Below are 12812 nucleotides of genomic sequence, written 5' to 3' on the forward strand. Positions count from 1 at the left end.
GCTCAGTTCTCCGGGGGTGCGGCGGGGACGAGGCGGGTCGGGCGGATGCCGAGGACCAGGGTGTTCAGGGCCTGGTCGAGGTCGGCGCCGAGGTACCAGTCGCCGGTGTGGTCGAGGCTGTAGACGCGGCCTTCGGTGTCGATGGCGAGGACGGCCTGGCCGCCTGCTTCCTGGCCGAGGGGGGCGACGTCGGTTTCCAGGGCGCGGCCGAGGTCGCCGAGGGTGCGGGCGAGGTGGAGGCCGTGCAGGGGGTCGAGGGTGAAGGGTGTGGGGGCGATGTGGCGTCCGGGGCCGGTGGGGGCGATGTCGAGGCCGCCGAACTCGGCCCACGCTTCGACGGCGGCGGGGAAGACGATGTGGCGGTGCCCGGCGGGGGAGGCGTGGGCGCGCAGGGCGTCGGCCCAGTGTTCGGCCTGCTTTATGTCCCAGCGGCCGGGGCGCCAGCCGGCGTCCTGGAGGGCGGCGTCGACGGCGACGGGGAAGCGGGTCGCCGAGGTGCGTTCGTAGGAGTCGTACACCGGGGGGATGGGCGCGGTGGGTTCCGGTGACGGTGCGGTGGGCGGCATGGTGGGGGTCAGCTCCCTGCGTGCGTGCCGATGGGCATGACGCCGAAGAAGGCGAGGAGGGCGTCGCAGGAACGGCAGGGGGGTGCGTAGCTGCCGTGCAGGGGGTCGCCGTCCTCTCGGATGTGCCGGGCGGTGATTTTGGAGTGTTTCAGTGAGCGGCGGGCTTCGCCGTTGGTGAGGGGTTTGCGGGAGGCGCGTTTGCCGCGGTTGGCTTCGACGGCGGTGAGGTGGCGGCTCAGCAGGACCGCTTCCGGGCAGCGTCCGGTGAAGCGTTCGCGCTGGGCGGTGGTGAGGGTGTCGAGGAAGTCCTGGACGAGGTGGTGGAGCACCGGGGGCTGTTCGGCTTTGCTCGCGGTGCAGGTGAGGGTGCGGCCGCGTACGGACAGGGCGGCGCCGACGGTGGGGAGGATGCCGTCGCGGCGGTGGCGGAGGGCAGGCGGACGGTCGTCGTCGGCGGTGCCGCTCCAGCCGACGCGGGGGTCGCCCGCGGTGGCGGTGTTGTGGTGTGCCGTGGTGCGCATGGTCAGTGCTTTTCCCTCCCCGAATCCCCGGGACGCCGGAGGTCCCCCGCAAGGGTAGGGGGAGGGTCAGCCTGCCAAATGTGGTGGGTGTTGGGGAAGTCGGGTGTGCTGTCGGTGATGTCACGGTTGTGGCGGGGTGCGGTTGCGTTCCGGCGGGGGTGGCGGGTGGGTGTGCGGTGGGGGCGTGCGGTGAAGTGGGTGTGCTGTGGCGGGTGTTGGGCGCGGGGGTGGTGGGTGGGGGGTTGACGCGGGCGGGGGAGCCTGTTGCGGTACGGCATAGGCTGTGCTCAGTAGCCAGATTCAGCCAGGGAGCACCGCCATGACGTCAGGTCGGCAAGGGCTGGGGGCATCTCCCGGCCTTCAGGCCGCGGGCCATGCCGCGCCACCGAACACGGCCTATGCCGGGCAGGTCGTGCATTTCCCGGATCCGGTGCGTGCTGCCCGGTATCCGCGTGGGGTGCCGGTGGACGGGAACGGGTTCCCGGATTTCTCGTCGTACGCGCGGGCGGCCGCGGAGATCGCGGAGCCGCCGGAGGGCTTCGGCGTGGACGAGTTGCGGCTGACGGACTATGTGTCCGCGAATGTCGCCTCGCACGCGCGGGGGCACGAGCTGTGGGAGGACGTGCGGTCGGTGGCGACGCCGCACGGCTGGACCTGGCATCACGTGGCGGGTACGCGGCGGATGGAGCTGGTGCCGGCCGAGGTGAAGGCGCTGTTGCGGCATCACGGTGGGCTGGCGACGGCGGCGGTGGATCACGGTAAGCGTGGTACGCGGCCGTTGCAGGACACCCGGCCGGTGCATTTCGGGTTGCCGCACCGGGACGTGTCGGTGCCGGAGGAGCAGGTGCGGCAGGCCGAGGAGTCGCTCGGGTATCGGCTGCCGGGTGCGTACCGCGCGTTCTTGAAGGCGGCGGGCGGTTGTGCGCCGGTGGGTGTGGGGCTGCACGCGGATCTGGGGCTGCTGGTGGACCAGCCGTTCTTCACGGTGCGGGACGAGGCCGCGATGAACGATCTGGTGTACGTCAACAAGTGTCTGCGGGACCACCTGACCAAGGATTACCTGGGGGTGGGGTTCGTGCAGGGCGGTGTCATAGCGGTGAAGGTGCGGGGGGACGCGCTGGGCACGGTGTGGTTCTGCGCGTATGACGACGCCCGGGACCGGGACGGCTGGTCGGTGCAGGAGCGGGTGGAGCGGCTGCTGTTGCCGTGTGGCGCGGATTTCGACGATTTCCTCCAGCAGCTGGCGGGGAATCCGCCGGAGCTGGAGACGGTGGCGGGTCTGATGGTGGACGGCGGCTTCGCGCGCGCTGTTCCGGTGGAGGGGTGAGGCGCGGTGGTGACGTTCGCGCAGGCGCAGGAGCGTGCGGAGCGCTGGGTCAACGGCGAGGTGCCGGGGCCGTTCCAGCGTGAGGTGCGGGTGCGGGAGTTCGACCTGGGGTTCGTGGTCTGGGCGGAGGACCGTGAGGGGGGTCCGGCGACGGGCTCGGCATCCGAGGGGCGAGAACAGGGCCGAGGCGGAGCGCAGGGGAGCGGCGGGCGGGCGCGGTTGGTGATCGCGCGGGACAGCGGGGAGACGACGCTGTGGCCCGGTCTGCCGGTGGGTGAGGTGATCCGGCGGTACGAGGAGGAGTACGGCGCGCAGGCGGCGCCGGCGGAGGCCGCGCCGCAGCGGATCGATCTGGAGGCGACGTCGTTCCTGTTGACGCCGCCGGAGTGGTTGCAGGAGGCGGCGGACCAGATCGGGTTGGCCGACCGGCGGCCGGGGAGCGCGGGGGAGGCTGCTTCCGGTGTGCCGGAGCCCGTACGGCCGGCGCAGGACGCGGTGCCGGTTCCGGCCGGTGCCACGCCGTGGGCGGGTACGGACATCCGGGAGGACGAGGAGGCCGGGGACCGTTCGGTGGGGTTGCCCGAGACGGTGTTCGCGCCGCCGCTGAGCGGGTTCGGCGAGGAGGGCACGCCGCCGCCGGGCGCGCGTCCCGAGGCCAAGACGGAGCTGCTGGCGGGCGGCAGCAACTTGCCGCGTACGACGGTGGCGCCCGCGATCGAGGATCCGGCGGCGGGCGGGCCGCTGCCGCCGCCGATGCCGCCGGCGCCGCCGTCCGCCGCGCCCGCGCCGGGTCCGGCGGGGCTGACCGATCTGCCGCCGCCGTCGGGTCCGCCGGCGGCCGATGTGCCGCCGCCGCCCGCGTACGCGGGTTCCGGTGGTGGTTCCGGAGCGCCCGGTGACGCGGCGCAGCCGCCCGTCCCGGCCGGTGGGTACATCCCGACGCAGCTCGTCTCGCAGCTCGACGCGGACGCGCTGGACCTGAGTGCCGTGGACGGTCCCGACGCGTCCGGGCAGGGCGCGGGCGGTCCCGGCGGCGGGGTGCACGCGGCCGCGACGATGCTGGCCGACGGTGCCGCGATCCAGGCGGGACAGGCAGGCCCAGCCGGCCAGGCGGCAAGCGTGCCGCCGCCGTCCGCGCCGCCCGGTCCGCCCGGTGCCCCCAAGGCGCCCGGCCCGCCCGGTAAGCCCGGTACGGGTGATGCGCCCCGAGATGGCGCGTCACGTGACGGTTCGTCGCGTGATGGCGCGTCCGGTGACGCGGGCGGCCCGCCTCCGCCGCCGTCCGCGCCGCCGTCCGCGCCGCCGGGCGGTGGTGGCGGCGTGCACGCCGCGGCGACGATGCTCGCCGACGGCGCGGGCGGTCCGGCCGCCGCGCCGGGCCCCGGCCTGCCGCCGCCCGCGGTGCACGGGCCGCCGCAGGCCGGTCCCGCGATGCCGCCTCCGGGGGTGCCGCCGGCCGCCGCGCAGGGGGCCGGGGGCTCGTACGGCTACCCGCCGGCGCCCTCCGGCCGGCCGACCGTGGGGCCCGGCTACATGGCCGTGCTGAGCTACCGCGCGCCGGACGGTTCGGAGCAGAAGATCGTGCGGCGTTCCGCGCCGGGCACCCCGCATCCGGAGTGGCAGCTGCTGCACGAGCTGCGTGGCATGAACATTCCGCCGCAGCAGGTGCTGGAGCTCCACACGGAGCTGGAGTCGTGTGATCTGCCGGGTGGTTACTGCGCGCGGATGATCCGGGAGACCTGGCCGCAGGTGCGGATCAGCCACACCGCGGCGTACGGGACGGAGCACGCCTCGCGGCAGCAGGGCGTACGGCACCTGGTGGCGCACCAGGGCGAGTTGCACCAGGTGGCGGGCGGTCCGGCGCGGCCGGCGCCGGTGCGGGTGCCGTTGCCGCACCCGTCGCAGGTGCAGCCGGTGCCGCCGGTGCCGCCGCAGGTGTTCGGGCAGGAGCTGGAGCAGTCCTTCGGGCCGCAGGGGGTCTTCCGGTTCGACCAGCGGGCGGTGTCCCGGCAGGGGGTGCCGGACGTGGTGGCGCAGACGCTGGTGTGGGCCGGGCTGCCGGTGGACTTCGGGCCGTTCTTCTGGGCGCAGGCGCAGCCGGGCCGTCCGGTGCCGACGCTGGCGGAGCTGGCGGCGGAGCGCGGGGTGCGGCCTGCCGCGGACGCGGGGTCCTATCTGGTGATGGGCAACGATTTCGGCCGTCAGCTGTGTGTGCAGTACGGGACGGCGCACATCGTGGCGGCGCCGTTGGAGGGCGCCCCGAACGGTCAGCCGGCGGTGCCGCAGTTCGTGAACAGCGGGCTGCCGGAGTTCGTGCGGTGCATGGCGATGCTGGGCCGGATGTGGCGGCTGCGGTACGGGCTGACGCCGGAGCAGGCGGGGCACTGGACGGTGGACTTCCAGGCGCAGCTGGTGGCGCTGGATCCGCCGGCGCTGGGGTCGCCGGAGACGTGGTGGTCGGTGCTGCTCGAACAGATGTGGGACGGGCTGCTGTAGTCCGTGTGCGGGGCGGTGCGCCGGGCGGCCGGCGTGCCGCCCCGCTCCCGTGTCCCGGTTCCCCCGGTGTGCCGCTGCCGGCGGCGCTCGACCTGCGGGACGGCCGGGTCGCCGTGATCCTTCGTATATGGATCAGCCGCCGTCCTCGTCACCGCCGCCGCAGGGGACGTCGGCGCTGTACCGCGCCGGGCGCCGCCGTCGGCGCGGGCGGCGGCGCATGTCGTGGCCGAAGCGGATCGCGTTGCTGCTGCTCGTCCTGGTGGTGCTGGTGGTGGCGGGTGGTGTGGCGCTGTATGCGTGGGCGGGCGGTCAGGTGCGGCGGGCGGAACCGCTCGCGGACTACTCCGGCAGGCCGTCGCCGGGCCAGGGCACGAACTGGCTGCTCATCGGTTCGGACAGCCGGGAGAGCCTGACGCCCGAGCAGCGCAGGGAGCTGCACGTCGGCAACGAGGAGGGGCTGAACACCGACACGATCATGGTGCTGCACCGCGGGGACAGCGGGCCCTACCTGGTGAGCCTGCCGCGGGACAGTTACGTGGCGATTCCGGGCCACGGCAGGAACAAGGTGAACGTGGCGTTCGCGGAGGGCGGGCCGAAGCTGCTGGCGCGCACCGTGGAGCAGGCGACGGGGCTGCGGATCGGTCACTATGCCGAGATTGACTTCCTGGGTCTCGTTCGGGTGGTGGACGCGCTCGGCGGAGTGCGTATGTGTTTGGACAAGGCGCTCAAGGACGAGAAGTCGGGGGCGGACTTCCGGGCGGGATGTCAGGAAATGGACGGAGTGCGGGCACTGGCGTATGTACGGGCGCGTTATACGGATCCGGAGGGAGACCTGGGCAGGGTCAGGCGGCAGCGGCAGCTGATCGGCGCGGTCGCGGACAAGGCGCTGGGTGCCGGGGTGCTGCTCGATCCGTTCACCTTGGTGCCGGTGGCGGACGCGGCGCTGTCGGCGCTGACCGTGGACGGGCGGGCCGGTGTGCCGGACCTGGGGCGGCTGAGTTGGTCGATGAAGGAGATCGCGGAGGGGAAGGGGTCGGCGACGACGGTTCCGGTGGCCAGCCCAGGGGTGGACCTGGGTGGTCTGGGCGATGTGGTGGAGTGGGACGAGCAGGGAGCGCGGCAGCTGTTCCAGGCCCTCCGCGAAGATGTCCCGATTCCGACTTCTGGCAACAATTGACGCATCCTGGAGCATTGAGAGGGGCGGAGTGTCGCGTAACGGTCGCTTCGAATGGATCCAAAAAGATGTGCGCGTCATCGCGCCGCACGTCGGAGAGGGGCTTGAGGGATGAGTGCATCGGTTTCGCCTCATGGGTTCGAGATCGTACGAGGGCGTGGCTACCGTCCCCAGGACGTCGACCGCCGGGTGGAAGGGCTCTCTGTCGACCGTGACTCCTGCTGGGAGCGCGCCGCGCGGCTGACGGTGCTCGCCAACGAGATGACGGCGGAACTGGACGAGCTGCGCGAGTACGTGCGGCAGCTGCCGCCGCAGACGTACGAGTCGCTGGGCGAGCAGGCGCGGCTGATCCTGACGACGGCGGAGTCCGAGGCGGCGCGGCTGCGGGCGGACGCCGAGGAGGCGGCCGAGCGGGCGCGGGAGGAGGCCGAGGCGTACGCGCGGCAGGTCCGGGAGGCCGCCGACCGGGCGTCGCAGCAGCTGCGGGACGAGACCGAGGAGTGGGCGCGGCGGGCCGTGGACGCGGCGTGGGCCGAGGCGGACGGCTTGGCGACGGCGGCCGCCAAGGACGCCGAGGAGTGGCGGACCGCCGCGGCGGACGCGCTGCGCGAGATGGAGCGGCGCACCACCCAGTTGCTGCGGGAGCAGGAGGAGGAGCAGGCCGAGCAGTGGGAGGCGGCCGGGCGCGACCTCGCGGCGCAGGAGGCCGACCTGGAGCAGCGGGTCGCGGAGCTGGAGGAGCTGGGGCGGCTCAGGGTCGCCGAGGCGGAGCGTTTCCTTGCGGAGGCCGAGGAGGCGGCGCGGCACCGCGACGAGGACGCCGAGGCGCGCGCGGCGGATCTGCTCGCGCAGGCCAGGGTCGAGGTGGAGCGGATCGAGCGGGCCACCGAGCGGACGGTGCGCGAGCACACGGAGCGGCGCGAGAAGGTGCGTGAGCACATGACGCACGTCCGCAACACCCTCGCCGCGCTGACGGGGAAGGCCCCGGACGAGGACGAGCCGGCGGGGGACGGCGTGGCTGCCGGCGAAGGGGACGGGCCGGCCGTGGAGGCGGGGGCCACGACGAGCGTCGAAGGCGGCACGGTGCTGCTGGAGAAGGCCGGTGCAGCCGGTGATGCCGAGGTGGCCGGTGAAGCGGAGGAGGCCGGGGCCGGTGAGACCGGCGCCGCGGGTGACGAGGCCGCCGCCGCGCCCGCCGACACGCGGGCACCGGTCGATCCCGACAACGAGGACACGCTGGAGACGGAGCTGCCGCGCCCGCCCGGTCAGCAGTAGGCCGGTCAGCAGTAGGCCGGGCGGGGCGGGCGGCAGGCGCCGGCCCGGGGCTTCGGGGTCATGACACAGGCGGTCGGCCCCGGGGCGCCCCCTCGGCGTCCTCGGGCTCCCCGTGCACGGGGAAGCGGCGCGGCGCGAGCACCAGCAGGACCAGGAAGGCGAGTCCCGCGGCTGCCGCCGCGCCGAGGTAGACGTGGTCGACGGTGGCGTCCACGGCGCGCCGCAGGTAGTCGGCGGCGCGGTCGGTGAGGGCGCCGGCGCTGCCCAGGGCGTGTGAGACGGAGTCCAGGTCGCCGGGCAGGCCCGTCCGTATGCCGGCGGGGGCGGCGGCCAGCCGGCCGTTGAGGGTGGTGTTGGCGACGGCGCCGAACAGGGCGGCGCCGACGCACTGGCCGACCTGGCGGCAGAAGAGGACGGAGGCGGTCGCGGTGCCGCGTTCCGCGAAGCCGACGGAGGACTGCACGCCGATGATCAGGGGCAGCTGGAAGAGCCCGAGGGCGGCGCCGAGCGCCAGCATGATCAGGGCGGGCTGCCAGGCGGCGCCGGGGTAGGGCAGCAGCGGGAAGGCGAGCAGTACCAGCGTGGCGGCGCCGATGCCGGTCATGGCGCAGGCGCGGATGCCGACGCGGTTGTATACGTGGCTGCTCAGGGCGGCGGACACCGGCCAGCTCAGGGTCATGGTGGACAGTACGAAGCCGGCCGCTGTCGGGCCGAGGCCCAGTACGGCCTGGGCGTAGGTGGGCAGGAAGACGGTCGGCGCGACCATGAGCAGGCCGACGGCGCCGAGCGCGAGGTTGACGGCGGAGATCGTACGGCGGCGCCAGACCCAGCCCGGGATGATCGGTTCGGCGGCGCGGCGTTCGATGAAGGCGGTGGCGGCGGCGCACACGGCGCTGCCCGCGAAGAGCAGCAGGGAGGGCGCGGAGAGCCAGGGCCAGGCGGTGCCGCCCTGGACGAGCGCGGTGAGCAGCAGGCCGCCGCAGGCGAAGACGGCGAGGGCGCCGGGCCAGTCGACGCGGGGGCGCCGGGTGCGGTCGCGGGCGGGCAGTGATTCGCGGAAGTGCCGTACGACGAGCCAGAGGGCGAGGGCGCCCACCGGCAGGTTGACCAGGAAGATCCAGCGCCAGCCGGCGTACGCGGCGAGCAGGCCGCCGAGCGCGGGTCCGGCGACCGACGAGGTGGCCCAGACGGTGGACAGCCTGGCCTGGATCTTGGGGCGTTCCTTCATCGGGTAGAGGTCGGCGGCGACGGTCTGGACGGTGCCCTGGAGGGCGCCGCCGCCGAGTCCTTGCAGGATGCGGAAGGCGATGAGGGAGCCCATGTTCCAGGCGGCCGCGCACAGCAGCGAACCGGCGAGGAAGACGAGTACGCCGGCGACGAGGACGGGCTTGCGGCCGAAGGTGTCGGACAGCTTGCCGTAGACGGGCAGGGTGACGGTGACGGCGAGCAGGTAGCCGGAGAAGAGCCAGGAGAAGACGGCGAAGCCGCCTAGGTCGCCGACGATCTGGGGGACGGCGGTGGCGATGATGGTGGAGTCGAGGGCGGCGAGCGCCATGCAGAGCATCAGGGCGGCCACGACGCGGCCGCGCCCGGCGGGGGCGCCCGCCGCGGCTGCCGGGCCGCCGCCCCGTCCCCCGTCCGGCCCCTTGACGCGGTCCCGTTTCTCGCTGCTGCGGTTCACGTGCCCCCCTCGGCTGTTCCGTGTATGGGACACCATTCCACGCGGGAGCGGGGACCGGAACGGTGCCGGAGCCCGGCGGTGGCGGGCCGGTGGGGCGAGTGGAACGCGGGTGTCAGCAGGGGGTCGTACTCTTGTTGAAACCCGGCCCGTCGCACGTGCCGGGCTGCTCGCGTTGTTCGCCTCACCGGGACGGAAAGCCTTTTCTCATGAGCCTGACTGGTCTGCTCGACGCCGTCGCCCAGGATCCGGCGCTCGCCGAAGCGGTGCGGGCAGCGGCCGACGGCAACCGTCCCCAGGTGAACCTGGTGGGTCCGCCGGCCGCCCGCCCCTTCTCGATCGCCGCCCTCGCGCGGCGGGCCGGCCGTACGGTGCTGGCCGTGACCGCCACCGGGCGGGAGGCCGAGGACCTGGCCGCCGCGCTGCGCTCGCTGATGCCGGCGGGCGAGGAGAACGCGGTGGTGGAGTACCCGTCCTGGGAGACGCTGCCGCACGAACGCCTCTCGCCGCGCTCGGACACCGTCGGCCGGCGCCTGGCCGTGCTGCGGCGCCTGGCCCACCCCAGCGCGGACGACCCGGCGGCCGGCCCGGTCTCGGTGGTCGTCGCGCCCGTGCGGTCCGTACTCCAGCCGCAGGTCAAGGGCCTGGGCGACCTGGAGCCCGTGGCGTTGCGCACGGGGCAGACGGCGGACCTGGAAGAGGTCGTGGACGGCCTGGCGGCGGCTGCGTACGCGCGCGTCGAACTGGTCGAGAAGCGCGGCGAGTTCGCGGTGCGCGGCGGCATCCTGGACGTCTTCCCGCCGACCGAGGAACACCCCCTGCGGATCGAGTTCTGGGGCGACGACGTCGAGGAGATCCGTTACTTCAAGGTCGCCGACCAGCGGTCCCTGGAGGTGGCCGAGCACGGGCTGTGGGCGCCGCCGTGCCGGGAGCTGCTGCTGACCGCCCAGGTGCGGGCGCGCGCCGCGGACCTCGCGGAGCGGCACCCGGAGCTGGGCGAGCTGCTGGGCAAGATCTCCGAGGGGATCGCCGTCGAGGGCATGGAGTCCCTGGCCCCGGTGCTGGTGGACGACATGGAGCTGCTGCTGGACGTGCTGCCGGAGGGCAGCATGACGGTGGTGTGCGACCCGGAGCGGGTACGGACCCGCGCGGCGGACCTGGTGGCCACCTCGCAGGAGTTCCTCCAGGCGTCGTGGGCGGCCAGCGCGGGCGGCGGCGAAGCGCCCATCGATGTCGGTGCGGCGTCCCTGTGGGGCATCGCCGACGTCCGGGACCGGGCGCGCGAGCTGGGCATGATGTGGTGGACGGTCAGCCCGTTCGCCGCCGACGAGGAGCTGGACGAGGACACCCTCAAGCTGGGCATGCACGCCCCGGAGACGTACCGCGGCGACACCCAGCGGGCGCTGGGCGACACCAAGCGGTGGGTCGCCGAGGGCTGGCGGTCGGTGTACGTCACCGAGGGGCACGGCCCGGCCGCCCGTACGGTCGAGGTGCTGGGCGACGAGGGCATCGCGGCCCGCCTGGACCCGGAGCTGGGCGAGCTGTCGCCGTCGGTCGTGCACGTCTCGTGCGGGTGTCTCGACAACGGGTTCGTCGACCCCGGCCTGAAGCTGGCGGTGCTGACCGAGACGGACCTGACGGGCCAGAGGGCGGCCAGCAAGGAGCTGGGCCGGATGCCGGCCCGGCGCCGCAAGACCATCGACCCGCTGACCCTCCAGGCGGGCGACTTCATCGTCCACGAGCAGCACGGCGTCGGCCGCTACATCGAGATGGTGCAGCGCACGGTCCAGGGCGCCACCCGCGAGTACCTGCTCGTGGAGTACGCGCCCGCCAAGCGCGGCCAGCCCGGCGACCGCCTGTACATCCCCACCGACCAGCTGGAGCAGGTCACCAAGTACGTGGGTGGCGAGGCGCCGACGCTGCACCGCCTGGGCGGTGCCGACTGGACCAAGACCAAGGCGCGCGCCAAGAAGGCCGTCAAGGAGATCGCCGCCGACCTGATCAAGCTGTACTCGGCGCGGATGGCGGCGCCCGGCCACACCTTCGGCCCGGACACCCCCTGGCAGCGCGAGCTGGAGGACGCGTTCCCGTACGCGGAGACGCCCGACCAGCTCACGACGATCGCCGAGGTCAAGGAGGACATGCAGAAGTCCGTCCCGATGGACCGGCTGGTCTGCGGCGACGTCGGCTACGGCAAGACGGAGATCGCCGTGCGGGCGGCGTTCAAGGCCATCCAGGACGGCAAGCAGGTCGCGGTGCTGGTGCCGACGACACTGCTGGTGCAGCAGCACTTCGGCACGTTCACCGAGCGGTACGGCCAGTTCCCCGTCGTCGTCAAGGCGCTCAGCCGCTTCCAGACGGACACCGAGGCCAAGGCCGTCCTGGAGGGCCTCAAGGACGGCTCGGTCGACCTCGTCATCGGCACCCACCGCCTGTTCTCCTCCGAGACCAGGTTCAAGGACCTGGGCCTGGTCATCGTCGACGAGGAGCAGCGCTTCGGCGTCGAGCACAAGGAGCAGCTGAAGAAGCTGCGCGCCAACGTGGACGTGCTGACGATGTCGGCGACGCCCATTCCCCGTACGCTCGAAATGGCGGTGACCGGCATCCGCGAGATGTCGACGATCACCACGCCGCCGGAGGAGCGGCACCCGGTCCTGACGTTCGTCGGGCCGTACGAGCAGAAGCAGATCGGCGCCGCCATCCGGCGTGAACTGCTGCGCGAGGGCCAGGTCTTCTACATCCACAACCGGGTCGAGTCCATCGACCGGGCCGCGGCGCGCCTGCGGGAGATCGTGCCGGAGGCGCGGATCCGGACCGCGCACGGGCAGATGGGCGAATCCGCCCTGGAGCAGGTCGTCGTGGACTTCTGGGAGAAGAAGTTCGACGTGCTGGTCTCCACGACCATCGTCGAGTCGGGCATCGACATCTCCAACGCCAACACCCTCATCGTCGAGCGCGGCGACAACTTCGGCCTCTCCCAGTTGCACCAGCTGCGCGGGCGCGTCGGCCGTGGGCGGGATCGCGGTTACGCCTACTTCCTCTACCCGCCGGAGAAGCCGCTCACCGAGACCGCCCACGAGCGTCTCGCGACCATCGCCCAGCACACGGAGATGGGCGCGGGCATGTACGTCGCCATGAAGGACCTGGAGATCCGCGGCGCGGGCAACCTCCTCGGCGGCGAGCAGTCCGGGCACATCGCGGGCGTCGGCTTCGACCTGTACGTACGGATGGTGGGCGAGGCCGTCGCCGACTACCGGGCGTCCCTGGAGGGCGGCGAGCAGGAGGAGCCGCCGCTGGAGGTCAAGATCGAGCTGCCGGTGGACGCGCACGTCCCGCACGACTACGCGCCCGGCGAGCGGCTGCGCCTCCAGGCGTACCGGGCGATCGCCGCGGCGTCCTCGGAGGAGGACATCGCGGCGGTCCGCGAGGAGCTGACCGACCGCTACGGCAAGCTGCCCGAGCCGGTCGAGAACCTGCTGCTCGTGGCCGGGCTGCGGATGCTCGCCCGCTCCTGCGGCGTCACGGACATCACGCTCCAGGGCTCCAACGTGCGCTTCGGCCCGGTCGAGCTGCGCGAGTCGCAGGAGCTGCGCCTCAAGCGCCTGTATCCGCGTACGGTCCTCAAGCCCGCCACCCGCCAGGCGCTGGTGCCGCGCCCGTCGACGGGCAAGATCGGCGGCAAGCCGCTGGTCGGCCGGGACCTGCTGGCGTGGGTGGGCGAGTTCCTGACGACGATTCTGGGCTCGTAGGCCTGCCGTAGCGCTGTTTGTGCCGC

8 protein-coding genes are annotated in these 12812 nt (G+C 73.5%); 5 read left to right on the forward strand and 3 right to left on the reverse strand.

Translation table 11 applies throughout. The features are described from left to right. Positions 1–2: 2 nt before the first annotated feature. Positions 3–566: an SUKH-3 domain-containing protein gene (locus ACH4K4_RS23725; RefSeq protein WP_398169827.1), complete on the reverse strand. Its 564-nt coding sequence runs from the start codon at positions 564–566 to the stop codon at positions 3–5. Positions 567–574: 8 nt separating this feature from the next. Next, on the reverse strand, positions 575–1087 hold the full coding sequence (locus ACH4K4_RS23730) for a YwqJ-related putative deaminase (RefSeq protein ID WP_398169828.1): 513 nt from the start codon (positions 1085–1087) through the stop codon (positions 575–577). Between the two features lie 319 nt (positions 1088–1406). On the opposite strand from ACH4K4_RS23730, the gene ACH4K4_RS23735 reads away from it, so the two are divergent. The 4 genes from ACH4K4_RS23735 (at position 1407) to ACH4K4_RS23750 (ending at position 7359) form a co-directional block, all read left to right on the forward strand. Then, on the forward strand, positions 1407–2414 hold the full coding sequence (locus tag ACH4K4_RS23735) for an SMI1/KNR4 family protein (protein WP_398170015.1): 1008 nt from the start codon (positions 1407–1409) through the stop codon (positions 2412–2414). A gap of 6 nt (positions 2415–2420) precedes the next feature. Further along, positions 2421–4910, forward strand: a complete 2490-nt coding sequence (locus ACH4K4_RS23740) for an SUKH-4 family immunity protein (RefSeq protein ID WP_398169830.1) — start codon at positions 2421–2423, stop codon at positions 4908–4910. A gap of 217 nt (positions 4911–5127) precedes the next feature. Further along, positions 5128–6087, forward strand: a complete 960-nt coding sequence (locus ACH4K4_RS23745) for an LCP family protein (RefSeq protein ID WP_398170016.1) — start codon at positions 5128–5130, stop codon at positions 6085–6087. Positions 6088–6273: 186 nt separating this feature from the next. Continuing rightward, positions 6274–7359: a cellulose-binding protein gene (locus ACH4K4_RS23750; RefSeq protein WP_398169831.1), complete on the forward strand. Its 1086-nt coding sequence runs from the start codon at positions 6274–6276 to the stop codon at positions 7357–7359. Between the two features lie 58 nt (positions 7360–7417). On the opposite strand, the gene ACH4K4_RS23755 is transcribed toward ACH4K4_RS23750, so the two are convergent. Next, on the reverse strand, positions 7418–8923 hold the full coding sequence (locus ACH4K4_RS23755) for an MFS transporter (protein WP_398170017.1): 1506 nt from the start codon (positions 8921–8923) through the stop codon (positions 7418–7420). Positions 8924–9246: 323 nt separating this feature from the next. On the opposite strand from ACH4K4_RS23755, the gene mfd reads away from it, so the two are divergent. Next, positions 9247–12786 carry a transcription-repair coupling factor gene (mfd, locus tag ACH4K4_RS23760; protein ID WP_398169832.1) on the forward strand — a complete coding sequence of 1180 codons (3540 nt, stop codon included), beginning with the start codon at positions 9247–9249 and terminating at the stop codon, positions 12784–12786. Positions 12787–12812 lie beyond the last annotated feature (26 nt).

Origin of the sequence: Streptomyces sp. NPDC017529 (genome assembly GCF_044329785.1) — a bacterium.
Taxonomy (GTDB): Bacteria; Actinomycetota; Actinomycetes; order Streptomycetales; family Streptomycetaceae; genus Streptomyces.